Origin of the sequence: Aeromonas rivipollensis, assembly GCF_010974825.1 — a bacterium.
GTDB classification, from domain to species: domain Bacteria; phylum Pseudomonadota; class Gammaproteobacteria; order Enterobacterales; family Aeromonadaceae; genus Aeromonas; species Aeromonas rivipollensis.
Genome location: NZ_JAAILA010000013.1, coordinates 116129 through 133927 on the forward strand (window position 1 = coordinate 116129; position 17799 = coordinate 133927).

General features: G+C 60.9%; 15 protein-coding genes. 9 read left to right on the forward strand and 6 right to left on the reverse strand.

Going from position 1 to position 17799, the window contains the following annotated elements; all coding sequences use genetic code 11:
* Window positions 1-43 precede the first annotated feature (43 nt).
* Window positions 44-361 carry an ATP-dependent Clp protease adapter ClpS gene (gene clpS / locus G4923_RS10180; RefSeq protein ID WP_005325410.1) on the reverse strand — a complete coding sequence of 106 codons (318 nt, stop codon included), beginning with the start codon at window positions 359-361 and terminating at the stop codon, window positions 44-46.
* Window positions 362-589: 228 nt separating this feature from the next.
* Here clpS and cspD point away from each other — a divergent pair, with 228 nt between their 5' ends.
* Window positions 590-808, forward strand: coding sequence for a cold shock-like protein CspD (gene cspD, locus G4923_RS10185; protein WP_005300025.1), 219 nt, complete (start codon window positions 590-592; stop codon window positions 806-808).
* A 126-nt stretch (window positions 809-934) separates the two neighbouring features.
* On the opposite strand, the gene asd is transcribed toward cspD, so the two are convergent.
* Entirely contained in the window at window positions 935-2047 is a 1113-nt protein-coding gene (gene asd / locus G4923_RS10190; RefSeq protein WP_163136949.1) for an aspartate-semialdehyde dehydrogenase, read from the reverse strand.
* A gap of 329 nt (window positions 2048-2376) precedes the next feature.
* Between asd and sugE the strand changes: the two genes are divergently transcribed.
* Complete coding sequence (sugE, locus tag G4923_RS10195) at window positions 2377-2691, forward strand: quaternary ammonium compound efflux SMR transporter SugE (protein ID WP_106886980.1); 315 nt, start codon at window positions 2377-2379, stop codon at window positions 2689-2691.
* A gap of 81 nt (window positions 2692-2772) precedes the next feature.
* Here sugE and G4923_RS10200 read toward each other — a convergent pair whose 3' ends face one another.
* Window positions 2773-3471, reverse strand: coding sequence for a B3/B4 domain-containing protein (locus tag G4923_RS10200; protein WP_163136950.1), 699 nt, complete (start codon window positions 3469-3471; stop codon window positions 2773-2775).
* Window positions 3472-3781: 310 nt separating this feature from the next.
* Here G4923_RS10200 and ycaO point away from each other — a divergent pair, with 310 nt between their 5' ends.
* The 3 genes from ycaO to pflB all read left to right on the forward strand — a co-directional run bounded on the left by ycaO (window position 3782) and on the right by pflB (window position 9096).
* On the forward strand, window positions 3782-5542 hold the full coding sequence (gene ycaO / locus G4923_RS10205; RefSeq protein ID WP_163136951.1) for a 30S ribosomal protein S12 methylthiotransferase accessory factor YcaO: 1761 nt from the start codon (window positions 3782-3784) through the stop codon (window positions 5540-5542).
* Window positions 5543-5923: 381 nt separating this feature from the next.
* Window positions 5924-6772 carry a formate transporter FocA gene (focA, locus tag G4923_RS10210; RefSeq protein WP_106886983.1) on the forward strand — a complete coding sequence of 283 codons (849 nt, stop codon included), beginning with the start codon at window positions 5924-5926 and terminating at the stop codon, window positions 6770-6772.
* Between the two features lie 41 nt (window positions 6773-6813).
* A complete protein-coding gene (gene pflB / locus G4923_RS10215) occupies window positions 6814-9096 on the forward strand; it encodes a formate C-acetyltransferase (RefSeq protein WP_163136952.1) in 2283 nt (760 codons plus the stop codon).
* A gap of 121 nt (window positions 9097-9217) precedes the next feature.
* On the opposite strand, the gene phnX is transcribed toward pflB, so the two are convergent.
* Genes phnX through phnW form a run of 3 tightly spaced genes read right to left on the reverse strand, consistent with a single transcriptional unit; the run spans window position 9218 to window position 12586 of the window.
* A complete protein-coding gene (gene phnX, locus G4923_RS10220; RefSeq protein ID WP_163136953.1) occupies window positions 9218-10057 on the reverse strand; it encodes a phosphonoacetaldehyde hydrolase in 840 nt (279 codons plus the stop codon).
* Complete coding sequence (locus G4923_RS10225; protein ID WP_163136954.1) at window positions 10050-11447, reverse strand: aspartate aminotransferase family protein; 1398 nt, start codon at window positions 11445-11447, stop codon at window positions 10050-10052. The genes phnX and G4923_RS10225 overlap by 8 nt, the downstream gene beginning before the upstream one ends.
* Window positions 11447-12586, reverse strand: coding sequence for a 2-aminoethylphosphonate--pyruvate transaminase (gene phnW, locus G4923_RS10230; RefSeq protein WP_163136955.1), 1140 nt, complete (start codon window positions 12584-12586; stop codon window positions 11447-11449). The genes G4923_RS10225 and phnW overlap by 1 nt, the downstream gene beginning before the upstream one ends.
* Window positions 12587-12815: 229 nt before the next feature.
* Here phnW and phnR point away from each other — a divergent pair, with 229 nt between their 5' ends.
* The 4 genes from phnR (at window position 12816) to G4923_RS10250 (ending at window position 17787) form a co-directional block, all read left to right on the forward strand.
* On the forward strand, window positions 12816-13523 hold the full coding sequence (gene phnR, locus G4923_RS10235; protein WP_163136956.1) for a phosphonate utilization transcriptional regulator PhnR: 708 nt from the start codon (window positions 12816-12818) through the stop codon (window positions 13521-13523).
* A 134-nt stretch (window positions 13524-13657) separates the two neighbouring features.
* Window positions 13658-14677: a putative 2-aminoethylphosphonate ABC transporter substrate-binding protein gene (locus tag G4923_RS10240; RefSeq protein ID WP_139744385.1), complete on the forward strand. Its 1020-nt coding sequence runs from the start codon at window positions 13658-13660 to the stop codon at window positions 14675-14677.
* Between the two features lie 252 nt (window positions 14678-14929).
* The gene (locus G4923_RS10245; protein ID WP_163136957.1) at window positions 14930-16024 is read left to right on the forward strand and encodes a putative 2-aminoethylphosphonate ABC transporter ATP-binding protein; all 1095 of its coding nucleotides are present in this window, start codon (window positions 14930-14932) and stop codon (window positions 16022-16024) included.
* On the forward strand, window positions 16021-17787 hold the full coding sequence (locus G4923_RS10250) for a putative 2-aminoethylphosphonate ABC transporter permease subunit (RefSeq protein ID WP_163136958.1): 1767 nt from the start codon (window positions 16021-16023) through the stop codon (window positions 17785-17787). Before G4923_RS10245 ends, G4923_RS10250 begins: the two co-directional genes overlap by 4 nt.
* Window positions 17788-17799: the final 12 nt, after the last annotated feature.

Genomic DNA, 17799 nt, shown 5'->3' on the forward strand with positions numbered 1-17799 from the left:
ACAGCAACAATGCGGTGTCGTTATCGCCATCAAGTCATCAGATTCAAGCCTTTTCCATGGTACATAGCAGTGGATGTTCGTTGTTACGTGAATAGGTGTTGACCTGGACCACTTTGGTCTCGGCAATCTCGGCGGTAAATGTGCCGCAGACTCCCTTACCACTATAATGCACGCTCAGCATGACCTGAGTCGCCTTCTCCAGATCCATACCAAAGAACCTTTGCAGCACCTCCACCACGAATTCCATCGGCGTGTAGTCATCGTTGTTCAAGACGACCTTGTACATGGGTGGCGGTTGCAGCTTCGTTTTCTCTGCTTCTGCAATCTCTTCATTAGCAAAGAGTTCTTTCTGCTTGCTCATAGTTGCGCTTTGGTACCTCTAGATTACTACCGTCTCGCTCAAGATTGTCAATAGACTTGTTAACCAGATCACATCGGTTGTTAACAACTTCTTGACTCGCTTAAAAGTTGGACTAGATTGGTTACTTGCTAATCGGCGCCCGTCTGCTACGGGGTGATGCTCTAGTTATATAAGGCTGGCGCAGGTTACTCAACGACTTCAGGGTAATCAATAAAAGGATGTAGATGTATGGCAACCGGAACAGTCAAGTGGTTCAACAACGCAAAAGGATTTGGGTTTATCTGTCCGGAAGGCGGTGGTGAAGACATCTTCGCTCACTACTCCACGATTCAAATGGAAGGTTACAAGACCTTGAAAGCGGGTCAGGCAGTCAACTTTGAACTGCAGCAGGGGCCGAAAGGAAATCACGCCTCTGTCATCGTGCCAAACGAAGCACAGAACATGTAAGAGTCAAACTGGATCAATTAAAAAACGGCATCCCGCAAGGATGCCGTTTTTTTATGTCGCTCGTTGTACCGACACAATAAGAAAGGCCAGGCCTTCCTTATTGTGTGCTCTTGCGAGCTATCCCTGTCAGCGTGCCAGCAGGATATTGAGCATGCGGCGCAGCGGCTCGGCGGCGCCCCACAGCAGTTGGTCACCCACGGTGAAGGCAGCCAGGTATTCCGGGCCCATGTTGAGCTTGCGCAGACGGCCTACCGGGATGCTGAGGGTACCGGTGACGGCGGCTGGGGTCAGCTCGCGGGCCGTAACGTCGCGATCGTTCGGGATCACCTTGACCCAGTCGTTGTGGGCAGCCAGCAGGGCCTCGATCTCGGGGAGCGGCACGTCTTTCTTCAGCTTGATGGTGAAGGCCTGGCTGTGGCAGCGCAGGGCACCGATCCGCACGCAGAGGCCATCCACCGGAATGGCAGTGTTCTCGATACCCAGGATCTTGTTGGTTTCGGCCTGGCCCTTCCACTCTTCGCGGCTCTGGCCGTTGTCGAGCTTGGTGTCGATCCAGGGGATGAGGCCACCGGCCAGCGGCACGCCGAAGTTGTCCACCGGCAGGGTGCCGGAGCGGGTCTTCTCGGTGATCTTGCGCTCGATGTCCAGGATGGCGGAGGCGGGATCCGCCAGCTCTACCGCCACTTCGTCACGCAGCAGCCCCATCTGGGTGACCAGCTCGCGCATGTGGCGCGCGCCACCGCCCGATGCGGCCTGATAGGTAGCCACACTCACCCACTCCACCAGATCGGCCTTGAACAGGCCACCCAGGGCCAGCAGCATCAGGCTGACGGTGCAGTTGCCGCCGACGAAGGTCTTGATCCCCTTGTCCAGCGCCTCGTCGATCACGTCGCCGTTGACCGGATCCAGGATGATGACGGCGTCCTTCTCCATGCGCAGGGAGGAGGCGGCATCAATCCAGTAACCCTGCCAGCCGGAGGCCAGCAGACGGGGATAGACATCCTTGGTGTAGTCGCCGCCCTGAGCCGTGATGATGATCTCCTGGGCGGCCAGCGCCTCGATATCGAAGGCGTCCTGCAAGGTACCGGCATCGACGCCGAAATTGGGGGCGGCCTCACCGGCCTGGGAGGTGGTGAAGAAGGTGGGTTGAATGCGGGCAAAATCCTTCTCTTCCTGCATCCGGCTCATCAGTACCGAACCCACCATGCCACGCCAACCGACCAAACCAACTTTTTTCATAATGTCCTACCCTGGATAGCTGCTGTAAAAATGAAGTCTCATACGCCGTGATCCCTTGCCGGACAAGGGTCCGTTCACAAATTGGCCACAAGCATGATGTGTAATTAATGCGTCTGTCCACATTACGGATTGTGGCGACGGGCGCAAGTCGAATTGCGCAATAATCTGTGTCATTTGCCGCAATAACCATGGGTTCCGGGCTACCGCGCTTGGCGGACTCCCCATCGCTCAGGCATCATGATGTCCGACTGGCAACCACTGCCCCCTGGGGACGACCCCAAGGCCTTCTTGACTCGCAGGGACGACCCTGCCCCGCGTGGAATACTCATATGCCCTGGTTACTCCTGCTACTGGCCGGCCTGTTCGAGGTCGCCTGGGCCATCGGCCTCAAGTACACCGACGGTTTCAGCCGTCCCCTCCCCACCCTGCTGACCCTAGCTGCCATGGGGGTGAGCGTGCTGTTGCTCGCCATGGCGGTCAAGCAACTGCCCCTTGGCACCGCCTACGCGGTCTGGACCGGCATAGGCGCGGTCGGCACGGTGTTGATGGGGATCTGGTTGTTCAACGAGCCGGCCACCCTGGCCCGGGTGCTTTGCCTGCTGCTGATCATCGGCGGTATCCTGGGGCTCAAGTTTATCGGCTGATAACGAGATGGAAGCGTAGTCCCGCGGCGCCCCACCAGCGCGTATAAAAAATGGCCACCCAGGGTGGCCATTATGTTTTCCTCATACCCAGTCTGGGCTTCCTATCAGCACACTCTCAATCCGGGCGCCCGGCATCATCTGCCTTAACCCCTCGATCAGCCGATCACCGGCCTCCTGCAGCGCCGCCAGCGGCATTTCAGGCAAGCTTTCCAGGATGAACCACATCTGCCCGGACTCGGCGCTGAGCCGGGTTCTGGTCCCCTGACGCCAATTCCAGCGGCGACAGGTCACGCCTCTGTCATCACACCACACCACCTCGCCAGGTTCGGGGGTCTCGTGGGCAGGGGCCCCCTCCTTCATGGTGTCAAACAGTTCGGTGCCATCGGCAATGATCAACCGGGGCGACCCCTCATACGCAGTGAGATCCTCTCCACCGACGGGGATGGCGTATTCGATGCTGATGGCGTTGTAGAGATCGACGACGGGATCGATGCAGGGCAGGCAGCCCTCCCGTTGCACCCGCTTGAGCAGCGCCTGGGCCGAGCAGGGGGTCCGCTGGGGCTTGGCACCGAAGCGTTTGAACACCTCACCCCAGGCGGACAGATGATCCTGTGCCCAGGGAGCACCGCCCGCCGCAACGGATTGGCAGGCCCGCGCCAGCGCCTGTGCGCCGACGTTGCGATCGACCATGGTGGCCCCCTCGACCTGGATGCTCAGGGCCCGGAATCCCGGGGCCAGGCTGGTCACCCTGGCATCAATCTGTGGTGTCATGAATGGCATAGCAACTCCCAATGGGTGAATCGTGGCGAAGGCGATAACGGCAGACGAGGCCAAGTGACCCGTGCCCAGAGGGCTAGCGCGCGATGCTTGTCACCACGAAGAAACAAGTCGGCCCCATGATGGACGGCGGCATGGCATAAAAAAATCTACTTTTTCTTAATGTTGTTCAGGAGAGCTAATAACCCAGACTATGCCGGCCACCGACGGCAACCTGACCCGCACCTGGCAGGGGATTGTCCTGGCCGCTTTTCCCGCCACTCATGCTATTATCTGCGACCGAACATGAGCCATTAAAAATCAGGATATTGTGATGACCGACCACACTTTTATTCCCGGCAAGGACGCAGCGCTGGAAGACTCCATCGAGCGGTTCCAGACCAAATTGCAGGCCCTGGGGTTTGATATCGAAGAGGCCTCCTGGCTCAACCCAGTGCCCAACGTCTGGTCCGTGCACATCCGGGACAAAGAGTGCGCCCTCTGCTTCACCAACGGCAAGGGAGCCAGCAAGAAGGCGGCCCTGGCGTCGGCCCTGGGGGAGTATTTCGAGCGTCTCTCCACCAACTACTTCTTCGCCGACTTCTATCTGGGGGAGCAGGTGGCGAACGGTGACTTCGTCCACTACCCGAACGAGAAGTGGTTCCCCATCCAGGGTGACCAACTGCCTGCCGGTCTGCTCGACAGCTTCACCCGCAAGTTCTACAACCCGGATGGCGAAGTGACTGCCGACATGCTGGTGGATCTGCAATCCGGCAACGAAGAGCGCGGCATAGTCGCGCTGCCCTTTGAGCGCCAGTCCGATCATCAGACCGTCTATATCCCGATGAACATCATCGGCAACCTCTATGTCTCCAACGGCATGAGTGCCGGCAACACCAGGACCGAGGCCCGCACCCAGGGCTTGTCCGAGGTGTTCGAGCGTCACGTGAAGAACAAGATCATCGCCGAGGCCATCAGCCTGCCCGAGATCCCAAGCGAGGTGATCGCCCGCTACCCCGGCATCAAGGCCTCCATTGATGCGCTGGAGGCCGAAGGCTTCCCCATCTACAGCTTCGATGCCTCCTTGGGTGGCCGTTATCCGGTCATCTGCGTGGTGCTGCTCAACCCGAGCAACGGCACCTGCTTTGCCTCCTTCGGTGCCCACCCGCGCTTCGAGGTCGCCTTCGAGCGGACCGTCACCGAACTGCTGCAGGGCCGTGGCCTCAAGGATCTGGACGTCTTCGTGCCGCCGTCATTCGACAACGAGCAGGTGGCGGATCACCACAATCTGGAGACCCACTTCATCGACTCGTCCGGCCTCATCAGCTGGGATCTGTTCAAGCAGGAGTCCGACTTCGAGTTTGCCGACTGGGACTTCCGCGGCAGCTCCCAGGAGGAGTTCGATCACCTGATCGGCATCTTCCACGAGCTGGAGCAGCCGGTCTACATCGCCGACTACGAGCACCTGGGCGTCTACGCCTGCCGCATCCTGGTGCCGGGCATGTCCGACATCTATCCGGTCGAAGATCTGCTGCTGGCCAACAACACCATGGGCGCCCACCTGCGGGAAATCATCCTGGCCCTGCCGTCCCTGGAGTGGGACGCGGAGCAGTACATGGCACTCTTTGATCAGCTGGATGAAGAGGGTCACGACGAGCGCACCCGGGTGCGCGAGCTGCTCGGCATCGCCGCCGCCAAGGGCACAGCCCTGCACACCCTGCGGGTCGGTGAGCTCAAAGCCATGCTGGCGCTGGCCGCTGGTGAGCTGGAAAGCGCGCTGGATCTCATCGACTGGACCATGGAGTTCAACCAGTCGGTGTTCCCGGCGGATCGCGCGAACTACTACCGCGCCCTGCGCGCCTGCGTCGAGCTGTTCCTGGATGAAGAGCGTGACCCCGAGCAGTACCGCCCGGTGTTCGCCCGCATGTTCGGGGAAGATACCCTGGCCGAGGCCTGGGCCCATGCCTGCGGCGAGGCGCGTTTCCACGGGCTGGAGGCGGCCGATCTGTCCCTCTCCCAGTTCCCGCTGCATCAGAAATTGCTCGCGGCCTACGAGAAACTGCAAAAAGCCAAACGAATCCATACGTGGAACTGATATGCTAGTGTGACGAAGGGGCCTGATGGCCCCTTCTGTTTTATGGGCTACGCTTTGGCGGGCCCTTACTCAAAGATGAAATAAATAACAAAAAATACCTCTTAGGGGGTTGTCAGTTAGAGGTTCATCATGTTCGGGAGGCGTAAAGGTGCATTGCCGGTGCTTTTTTTGATGAGAAAGATATAAATTCTTAAAAATCATGAGATTAAAAACAGACCCATTTCTGTTTCACCTGAAACCTGGTGTAAAGTCAAGCTTCCGGATGAAGAAAAAACCTGTAGTAAAATTACATTCACAATCTGTAATTCTTGATCGGAGTCAATTTTGGGGATCAGCCCCTTTGTTATGATTTCCACAGGCAAAATATGCAGGTACTGAGAATTGAAAGCAGAATCTCCCTTTGATTGTCTGAAGCCCGAAGCCATAGCCGCGCTGGCCGAAGACATTACCTATGCCAAGGCAACCAAGCCCGCCCACAAGGTCATACCTCTGGCCATCACGGCAGGTGCTTTCATCGCCATCGCATTCGTCTTCTATATCACCGTCACCACGGGATCGAGCGGCATGGCCTGGGGAATGTCCAAGCTGGTCGGCGGTCTCTGTTTCTCCCTCGGTCTCATTCTGTGCGTACTGCTCGGTGCCGAGTTGTTCACCTCCACCACCCTGACCCTGGTGGCCAAGGCCGCCAACCGCATCAGCTGGGCTCAGCTGTTCAAGAACTGGGGTCTGGTCTACTTCGGCAACCTCATCGGCGGGCTCATCATAGTCGCGCTCATCATCATGTCGGCCGAATACACGGCGGCGGATGGTCAGTGGGGGCTGAATGCCATGAAAGTGGCCCAGCACAAGATCCATCACACCTTCTTCGAGGCTCTGGCCCTTGGCATCCTCTGCAACCTCATGGTGTGTCTCGCCGTGTGGATGGCCTTCGGCGCCCGCACTGCCACCGACAAGGTGATGGTGATGCTGCTCCCCGTCGCCATGTTCGTGGCCTCCGGCTTTGAGCACAGCATCGCAAACATGTTTATGATCCCGGTCGGCATCGCCATCCATGCGGTAGCAGGCCCGGAATTCTGGCAGGCCATCGGCCAGGACCCGGCATCGTTCGCCGACTTGACCGTATCCAACTTCGTCCTAAACAACCTCATTCCGGTCACCCTTGGTAATATCATTGGTGGCGGCGTCATGGTTGGTCTGACTTACTGGTTTATCTTCCGTCGCCATCATTAAGGATGGCGGCAGACACATAAATACCTTGAGAGGTAATGAAAATGGCAGAACTTAACGAACAGTTCCAAAAAGCATGGGAAGGCTTCGCGGCCGGTGAATGGCAGACCTCTGTCAACACCCGTGACTTCATCCAGAAGAACTACACCCCGTATGAAGGTGACGAGTCCTTCCTGGCTGGCGCGACCGAAGCTACCACCAAGCTGTGGGACAAGGTCATGGAAGGGATCAAGATCGAGAACCGCACTCACGCGCCGGTCGATTTTGATACCGACCTGCCCTCCACCATTACCGCTCACGATGCCGGCTATATCGATCAGAGCCTGGAGCAAATCGTCGGTCTGCAGACCGACAAGCCGCTCAAGCGCGCCATCATCGCCAACGGCGGTATCAAGATGGTCAAGACCTCTTGCGAAGTCTACGGTCGTCAACTTGACCCCATGGTCGAGAAGATCTTCACCGAGTACCGCAAGACTCACAACCAGGGTGTGTTCGACGTTTACACCAAGGACATCCTGAACTGCCGTAAATCCGGCGTCATCACCGGTCTGCCGGATGCCTACGGCCGTGGCCGCATCATCGGTGACTACCGCCGTGTTGCCCTGTACGGTATCGACTTCCTGATGGCCGACAAACTGGCCCAGTTCAAGTCCCTGCAGGCCGATCTGGAAAACGGTGTCAACCTGGAAGCCACCATCCGTCTGCGCGAAGAGATCTCCGAGCAGCACCGTGCCCTGGCCCAGATGAAGGTGATGGCCGCCAAATATGGCTGCGACATCTCAGTGCCGGCCAAGACCGCCAAAGAAGCCGTGCAGTGGACCTACTTCGCCTACCTGGCGGCAGTCAAGTCCCAGAACGGTGCCGCCATGTCCTTCGGTCGTACCTCCAGCTTCCTGGACGTCTATATCGAGCGTGACCTGAAGAAAGGCCTGCTGACCGAGCAAGAAGCCCAGGAGCTGATGGACCACATGGTCATGAAGCTGCGCATGGTTCGCTTCCTGCGTACTCCTGAATACGATTCACTGTTCTCCGGCGACCCCATGTGGGCAACCGAGACCCTGGCCGGTATGGGCGTTGATGGCCGTACCCTGGTCACCAAGAACAGCTTCCGTATGCTGAACACCCTGTACACCATGGGCCCGTCCCCTGAGCCGAACCTGACCATACTCTGGTCCGAGAAGCTGCCGGTCGGTTTCAAGAAGTACTGCGCCAAGGTATCCATCGAGACCTCTTCCGTTCAGTACGAGAACGACGATCTGATGCGTCCGGACTTCAACAACGATGACTACGCCATCGCTTGCTGCGTGTCCCCGATGATCGTCGGCAAACAGATGCAGTTCTTCGGTGCCCGTGCCAACCTGGCCAAGACCATGCTGTATGCAATCAACGGCGGCATGGACGAGAAGCTCAAGATCCAGGTCGGCCCGAAAACCGAGATGGTCAAGTCCGAGTACCTCGACTACAACGACGTGATGGACAGGCTGGATCACTTCATGGACTGGCTGGCCAAGCAGTATGTCGCCGCCCTGAACATCATCCACTACATGCACGACAAGTACAGCTACGAAGCCTCCCTGATGGCGCTGCACGACCGTGACGTCTATCGCACCATGGCTTGCGGCATCGCCGGTCTGTCCGTGGCAGCTGACTCCCTGTCTGCCATCAAGTACGCCAAGGTCAAGCCGGTTCGTGACGAAGATGGCGTTGCCATCGACTTCGAAATCGACGGCGAGTACCCGCAGTTCGGTAACAACGACGCTCGCGTCGATGACATCGCCTGTGACCTGGTCGAGCGCTTCATGAAGAAAATTCAGAAGCTGAACACCTACCGTGGTGCCGTGGCTACCCAGTCCGTGCTGACCATCACCTCCAACGTGGTGTACGGCAAGAAGACAGGTAACACCCCGGATGGCCGTCGTTCCGGTGCGCCGTTCGGCCCGGGTGCCAACCCGATGCACGGTCGTGATCAGAAGGGTGCCGTTGCGTCCCTGACTTCCGTCGCCAAGCTGCCGTTCGCTTACGCCAAAGATGGTATCTCCTATACCTTCTCCATCGTGCCGAACGCCTTGGGTAAAGACATGGAATCCCAGAAAGCCAACCTGGCTGGCCTGATGGACGGTTACTTCCATCACGAGACCAACCTGGAAGGCGGTCAGCACCTGAACGTCAACGTGATGAACCGTGAAATGCTGCTGGACGCCATGGAAAACCCGGAGAAATATCCGCAGTTGACCATCCGCGTATCCGGTTATGCCGTTCGCTTCAACTCTTTGACCAAAGAGCAGCAGCAAGACGTCATCACCCGTACCTTCACCGCTTCTCTGTAATAGAATCTCGGTGAACAAAAACCGGCGCCCAGGCGCCGGTTTTTTTATGTCAGCTCTTCAGGGCTCAGCGGCTTGCAAGGCCGATGACAACCCAACCCACCCTTCCCTCATACCACCTTGTTCAGGGCCGCTCGCCAGCCGCCAGACGGCGGTTGATATCGGCGATGACGGGGGCTATGTCGGCCAGGGTGTCGATCACGTAGTGAGCCCCCGCCGCCCGCAACTTGGCCTCGGCCGGTGCGCGCTTGGCGGCGATCTCCACCTCGCTCATGGCATCAAATTCTTCCCAGGTTGCGCCGAATTCGTTGCCGGAAACCGACAGCCCCACCGTCCACATGCCGGCGTTCAGCCCCTCGCTGATACCCGGCACGGCGTCATCGACCTTGATGCAGCGATGCACTGCACTCACTCCCAGCTCAATCACGTTGGCCAGCGCCATCCAGGGGCCGGGGCGCCCGCCCGCCTTGAGATCGTCGGTGGCAACCCAGTGATCGGGGCTATAGCCGTACTCGGCTGCCGCCGGCACCAGCGCCTCCATCACCGGGCGGGGGTAACCGGAGCAGGATCCGATCCGCATCCCTTGTGCTCGCAGCGCCTCCAGCACCGGCAGCACACCTGGTATGGGGGCGGCGAAGCGGGTCACGGCGGCAATCTGAAGCGGCATGAAGGTGTGATAGAGGTGGTCCACCTCGGCGTGGCTCATGGGGTGGCCGAAGCGGGCCTGCCAGCGCGCATCCACCGAGGGCAGACGGCCCAGCGCGGCGATATGATCCCACTTGCCCAGCCCCATGGGCTGGCGCGCTTCATCCAGGGTCACCGGGAAGTCATAGGCGCGGGCGAAGGCCTCGACGAAAATGGAGGTGGGAGCGAAGGAGCCGAAATCGACGACGGTGCCGGCCCAGTCGAGGATCAGTGCCTCCACGTCGGTGGTCGGGTCTGCGGCAATCTGCAAGTCAGTCATGGTGATGTTCCTGTTTCGGTGAAAGCGCGATCTCGCCAAGGGCGCGATCGAGAATGTTGATGGCGCGCACCAGATCGGCGCGAGCGATATTGAGCGGAGGCGAGAGCTGAATGACATTGCCCTGGGAGACCTTGAAGCTGAGCCCGAGTTCCAGACAGCGGTAGAGCAGCCGCTCGGCGGCCTGGCTATTGCGCGTTCGACTCTGGTGATCGACCACCAGATCCAGCGCCCACAAGAGGCCGATACCGCGCACCTGACCGATCAGCGGGTGGCGCTCGGCAAGCGCCGCGAGCTCTGCCGCCATAAAGCGGCCATCCTCCTGCACCTTGGCCAGCAGCCCCTCTTCACGGATGGTGGCTATGGTGGCGAGGGCCGCCGCGCAGCCGATGGGGCTCTTCTCGTGGGTGTAGTGACCCAGCGAAATAGTCGCAGCCTGATTGAAACGATCCCGGGTGATAAGCGCGGCAAAGGGCACCACCCCGCCCCCCAACCCCTTGCCGAGACAGATGATGTCGGGTTCTATGCCGAACTCTTCGAAGCTGAACCAGTGGCCGGTACGGCCAAGGGCATTGGGGATCTCGTCTACGATCAGCAGCACCTTGTGGCGATCGCAGATCTCCCGCACCCGCTGCCAGTAGGCCTTTGATGGCACCTGCACGTCGGTGTTGCGAATAGGCTCGGCGATAAAGGCACCTATCCCCCCCTCCTTCTCGATGACGTACTCCAGATAATCGGCGTAGTGCAGGTCGTCCCCCTCCCCGCGATACCAGACGCCGCGATAACGGGTGGGCGGCGGGATGCGCTCCACCCCGGCCATCAAGGGGCCCATGCCGGCGCGAAAACAGGCCTCGCCACCGACCGAGATGGCATCGAGGGAGGCGCCGTGAAAGGCATCCCACAGGGACACCACCTTGCTGTTGCCTGTGATAAAGCGGGCGAGCTTGAGCGCAATTCCCACCACCTCGCTGCCGCCGGGAGCGAACAACACCCGGTTGAGATCCCTGGGAGCCAGCTCGGCCAGGGTGCGGGCGCAGTCGATGGCGACCTGATGGGTGTAGCGGCGGGGCGCGAACGGCAGATCGGCAAGCTGCTGCTGCACCGCGGCCACGACGTTGGGGTGACCGTGGCCCAGTTGATGAACGCTGTTGCCGTGAAAATCGAGGTAACGCGCGCCCGATACGCTGGTCAGCCAACTCCCCTGCGCCCCCTCAAGCAGATCGAGGCAGGGGCTGGAGAGGGCCTGATGAAGGAAGTAGCGGCTATCTTCCGCCAATCCCGCCTGCACCGCCTCGCTCTGGTCTGCCCACCAGCGCACGCGTCCCTCCCCCAGATTGATGTCCCCTTCGCTGTCGGCCCGGCCACTGCCGTGAAGAGCATCGCGCATCATCATCACGCCTCCCCTTGCCAGTAGCAGGCACTGGCCATGGCGGCGAGCAGGGCTCGCACCCGCGCCGGGGTCACGTCGCCGATATTGCCGATACGGAAGCAATCGGCCTGGGAGACCTTGCCCGGGTAGATGACAAAGCCCTGCCCCTTGAGCCGCTGGTAGAAGTCGGCGAAGCGGTAGTCAGGGTGAGCCGGGGAGTAGAAGGCGGTGATGATGGGGGATTGCCACTGCTCGGACAGCAGCGGCGCAAAGCCGAGTTCGGCCATACCCGCCACCAGAATGCGCTGGTTCTCGCTGTAGCGCTGATAACGGGCGGCAATGCCCCCCTCTTCATCCAGCTCGCGCAGGGCCTGGGCAAAGGCCAGCACCGTATGGGTGGGTGAGGTAAAGCGCCACTTGCCCCCCTGCTTCTCCATGGTCTGCCACTGGGCGTGCAGGTCGAGGGAGACCGAGCGGGCGCGACCGGCGCAGGCCGTGAGCGCGGCGCGACGGGCGATGACGAAGCCAAAGCCCGGCACCCCCTGAATGCACTTGTTGGCGGAGCTGATCAGAAACTCTATGCCAAGGCGCCCCATGTCGATGGGGATGCCGCCAAAGCTGCTCATGGCATCGACGATGAGGCGAATGCCGCGGCGCTGGCAGAGCTCAGCCACCTCTTCAAGGGGGTTGAGCATGCCGGTGGTGGTCTCGCAGTGCACCATGGCCAAGTGGGTTATTTCGGGGTGGCGCGCCAGCATGGCGTCGATGGCGGCAGGCTCGGGGCGGGTCGTCTCGCCGCAGTCGAGCTCATGGTGGCGCAGGCCGAGGCAGCGGGCCATCTCCCCCATGCGAGCGCCGTAGGCGCCGTTGTTGATGATGAGCAGACACTCCTCGGCGCCGATGGCCGACCCCAGCACGCTCTCCACCACATAGCTGCCGCTCCCCTGCAGCAGCACGGCGCTGTAGTTGCTTTCATATTCCGGGCCAGTGGCCAGCCGCACCAGCTCGCGGCGGATGGGCTCCACCACGCCGAGGTTGTAGTCCGCATCCCAGGTGCAGCTGTCTTGCAGCATGGCGGCGCGCACAGTGGCGGTGGTCGAGAGGGGGCCCGGGGTCAGCAGCAGGTAATCGACGGCGGCGGGGGCCGCAGGAATATGGGTCATGACTTCGCTCCTTTTGGTATATACCAGAATGAGCGCATTGTGGGTAACTGCCCCGCCAAGGTCAAAGGGGTGGGGCCACGTGCAACAAAAAATTCATTTTCGGCGCCGGGATCGCGATAATCTAGGAAGCCTGAACAACAGGGGTAACACTGGTATCTACCAATGCATTATATCGCCTCCATCTAGCGACCGGACCTGCGCCCCAACCATTGCCCAGCCAAGGATTTTCATGAGCAAACCCCAATACCTGCAGATCAAGGATGCCCTCGCCAACCAGATCCTGGCGGGGGGCCTGGCCCCCAACGACAAGCTCCCCTCCGAGCGGCTACTGGGGGAACTCTACGGCACCACCCGGGTCACCATCCGCGAGGCGCTGGTGCAGCTGGAGGCCAATGGCCTCATCTATCGGGAGGATCGCCGGGGCTGGTTCGTCACCCCGCCGCGCTTTCGCCTCAACCCCAGACGCACCTCCAACTTTCACCAGATAGTGCGCGAACAAGGGGGCGAGCCGCGCACCGAGCTGCTGGAAAAAAGCCGCCAGGCGGTGCCCCCGGCACTAATGGCGCAGTTGCAGCTCAAACCGTTCGACAGCCTGTTTCTGCTCAAGCGGCTGCGCTATGCCAACGGGCGCGCCATCTGCTATTGCGAAAACCACTGCCTGCCAGAGCGGGTGCCCGGTCTGCTGGAGCTGGATCTTGCCGGCAGCCTGACCGAGATCTACCAGGCCCATTACGATCTTCACTACGCCCGCATGCAGGTGCGCTTCTTCCCCACCGCCCTGCCGGACGAGGTGGCCAAGGCGCTGGGGGCCACCGCCGGGCTACCCGCCCTGCGCCTGGAGCGACTCAACTTCGATCAGCACGGCCGGGTGCTCGACTTCGATCTGGAGTACTGGCGCCACGACAGTCTGGAGATAGAGGTGGATACCCAGAATTAGGAACAGACAAGTTAAGTGCGGCAAATCGAGTGCGGCAAAACGTCACTGAGCCGTCACCGTACCGTCATAAAGTTCCCCTAGCCTCTGCTTCGACCAATCTGGTTTATACCAAGCCAACCAAAATGGAGAAGAGGATGAAACAGGGAACCCATTTGCTGGCCGCCGCCGTGCTGGCCGCCATGACAGCCCCGGCACTGGCCGCGACCGATCTCACCGTCTACACCGCCTTCGAGCCGGAGCAGCTCGGCGAGCTGAAGACGGCGTTTGAGCGCCAGCACCCGGACATCAACATCAAGTGGGTGCGCGACTCCACCGGGGTGGTCACAGCCAGGCTGCTGGCGGAAAAAGCCCAGCCCAAGGCCGACGTGGTGTGGGGACTGGCCGCCACCAGCCTGATGCAGCTCGATCAGCAGCAGATGCTGACCGGTTACGCCCCCAAGGGGCTCGATAAGCTCGACAGCCGTTTTCGTGACGGCAAGGCCGAGCCCCACTGGATTGGTCTGGACGCCTTCTTCAGCGCCATCTGCTTCAACAAGGTAGAGGCAGAGAAGCAAGGAATACCGGCGCCGACCAGCTGGGCCGATCTCACCAAGCCCATCTACAAGGGCAAGGTGATCATGCCCAACCCCAGCTCCTCCGGCACCGGCTATCTGAGCGTCGCGGGCTGGCTGCAGACCATGGGCGAGCAGCAGGGCTGGCAGTTCATGAACGGCCTGCACCAGAACATAGACCGCTACACCCACTCGGGCTCGGCCCCCTGCAAGCTGGCCGCCAGCGGCGAGACGGTGATCGGCATCTCCTTTGACTTCCCGGCCACCAGCCTCAAGGCCAAGGGGGCCCCCATAGAGGTGGTGTTCCCGAGCGAAGGCTCGGGCTGGGACATGGAAGCCGCCGCCATCATCAAGGGCACCCCCAAGCTGGATGCGGCCAAGCAGCTGCTCGACTTTGCCGCCACCGAGCAGGCCAACGCCCTCTACAACAAGTCGTTCGCCGTGGTCGCCATCCCTGGGGTCGCCCAACCGAGAGCGGGCTATCCGGCAGATATCAAGGGCCAGATGATCGACAACGACTTTGCCTGGGCAGCCCGCGAGCGCAACGCCATCCTGACCCAGTGGAGCGCCAGCTTCGACGGCAAGTCGGAAGCCAAACAGTAACAGTGACAGGAGCGGTTTGTGCACCCCAGACAAACCGCTGCCAATCAACCCCTTGCCGAAGGCCAACAGGTGTTGGCCTTCGTTTTTTTGTTTCACCCCCAATTGGCGACGCCTCGCCCATCTGCATAGGGCCAAGCCACCTGCCGAATGCCCGCCGTCATCTGACTGTCATCGAGCTGTCATCCCGCGATCACCTGACCGTCACACTTCACTAGCAAACTGGTATATACCAAATCAGTAGCGAGTCGAATCATGACCCAGCCCTATCTGGACATTCAACACCTCAACAAGCAGTTCGGTGCCTTCCAGGCCCTCAAGGGGATCTCTCTGAGCATCCATCCGGGGGAGTTCATCTGCTTTCTCGGCCCCTCCGGCTGCGGCAAGACCACCTTGCTCAGAGCCATCGCCGGTCTGGATCTGCCGGACAGCGGCGAGATCTGGCAAGGGGGGCGCAATATCTCCCGCCTGCCGCCCCAGGAGCGCGACTTTGGCATAGTGTTTCAGTCCTATGCCCTCTTCCCCAACCTGACGGTGGCCCAGAACATCGCCTTCGGCCTTGAGAATCAGGGATTGGCGCGCGATGCCATCAAGGAGCGGGTCGATCACTGGCTGGGTCTGGTGGATCTCGGTGCCCAGTCCCACAAGTACCCGAGCCAGATCTCCGGCGGCCAGCAGCAACGGGTGGCGCTGGCCCGGGCGCTCGCCCTCTCCCCCGGCCTGCTGCTGCTGGACGAACCGCTCAGCGCCCTGGATGCCCTGGTGCGCACCCACCTTCGCAGCGAGATCCGCGCCCTGCAGCAGCGCCTTGGCATCACCACCATCATGGTGACCCACGATCAGGAAGAGGCGCTGACCATGGCGGACCGCATAGTAGTGATGGAAGGCGGCCGCATAGTGCAGGTGGGCACACCGCAAGAGATCTACCACCAGCCTGCGAGCCGCTTCGTGGCAAGCTTCGTCGGCACCATGAACTTCCTCGAGACCCTGGTGCTCGGCCCCACTCAGGTGCGCCTCAACGAACAACCCTTGACGCTCGCCAACCGGGCGGCGGCTGGCAGCAAATTGCAGGTGGCGATCCGCCCCGAGGCGATCACCCTGGGCGCCCCCCATGAGCATTATCCTGGTCAACATGGCGTAGAAGCGCAGATCGATCAGGTGGAGTTTCTCGGTGCCGCCCAGCGCCTTATCTGCACCGCCGACACCTATCTGGGCCCACAGCAAATTCTGGTGGAGCGCCCGACCCAGGAGCTGCCCCACCACGAACAGGGTGGCTGGCGCAGTGGCATGCGCTGCTCCCTGCACTGGCCCGCCGGGGCCATGCAGCTGTTTGAAGGGGAGCGCCCATGAGCCCTCATCTCTCCACTCCGGCACTGGCAACCCCAGCACAGGCAACATCAGAACAGGTAACCCAAGAGCCCCAGCCTCGCTACCCCTTGTGGCAGCGGCTCTGCTCCGGCTGGAGCCGGGATCAGCTGCTGCAACTCCTGCTGCTTCTGCTAGGCATCGCCCTGCTCACCGGCGGCCTCTTGCTACCGCTGCTCACCATGCTGCAAAAGAGCCTGCAGGATGAAAACGGCCTCTGGGTGGGGCTTACCAACTTCAGCGCCTACTTCGACTCCCCCCATCTGGGTCAAACCCTCGGCAACACCCTCTGGCTCGGGGTGCTCATCACCGCCCTGGTGGTGACCATCGCCTTTGGCTACGCCTATGCCCTCACCCGCACCTGCATGCCGGGCAAGAGCCTGTTTCGCCTCGTTGGCCTTATTCCACTCTTGATGCCCTCCCTGCTGCCCGCCATCAGCCTGGTCTACTGGTTTGGCAATCAGGGAGTTGCCAAGGGGCTGCTTGGGGGCGAGAGCATCTACGGCCCCATCGGCATCGTCATCGGTCTGGGCTTCTGGTGCTTTCCCCACGCCCTGATGATCCTCATCACGGCGCTCGGTCAGAGCGATGCCCGTCTCTATGAGGCGGCCCGGGTGCTGGGCAGCAGCGGCTGGCGCACCTTTGTCACCGTCACCCTGCCCACCGCCCGTTATGGTCTGCTCAGCGCCGCCATCGCCGTCTTTACCCTCACCATCTGCGACTTCGGGGTGGCCAAGGTGATTGGCGGCCAGTACAGCGTGCTGGCCACCGATATCTACCGGCAGGTGATCGGGATGCAGAACTTCTCCCTCGGGGCGGTTGCCAGCGTCACCCTGCTGCTGCCGGCGCTGCTCAGCTTTGCGCTGGAGCACAGGGTACGTAGCAAGATGCAGGAGCAGAGCAGCACCAAGGCGGTGCCCTATCAGCCCAAACCCCATCGGCTGCGGGATCTGCTGGCGCTCGGCTGGTGCACTCTCTGGGCCCTGCTGTTTCTGGCGCTGGTGGGCATGGCGGTCTACGGCTCCCTGGTGCAGTTCTGGCCCTACAACCTTGGGCTGACGCTGGATCACTACGCCTTTGACAGCAACAGCGTCTACGGCTGGCAGCCCTTTACCAACACCCTGCAGCTGGGTCTCTATACCGCCCTTGTGGGCACAGTACTGGTCATGGTGCTGGCCTGGGCACAGGAGAAGGGGCGCCACTTCGCGCCCCTGCGCCAGCTGCTGCATCTGCTCGCCATGCTGTCGCTGGCGGTGCCCGGCATGGTGCTGGGGCTGGGTTACATCTTCTTCTTCAACGGCAATCCGCTGTTTGGCAGCCTCCATGGCACCCTGCCGCTGATGGTGCTCTCCTGCGTCATCCACTACTACACAGTGGGCCATATGACGGCCCTGACCAGCCTCAAACAGTTGCCCAGGGAGCTGGAGCTGGTGGCCATCTCATTGCGCATTCCGCTCTGGAAGGCGTTCTGGCGCGTCACCCTGCCCGCCTCCCTGCCTGCGCTGCTGGAGATTTTCATCTATCTGTTCGTCAATGCCATGACCACCACCTCGGCGGTGATCTTCCTCTATTCGAGTGACAGCGTGCTCGCCTCCATCGCCGTGCTGAATATGGAGGATTCCGGTGATACCGCCGCAGCCGCCGCCATGGCCACCCTGATCCTGCTGGCCGCCGCCACCGTCAAGCTGCTCCAGCTCTTTTTGAGCCGCGCCCTGCTGGATCGCACCCAGCGCTGGCGCCATCAATAACCTATCCAAGGA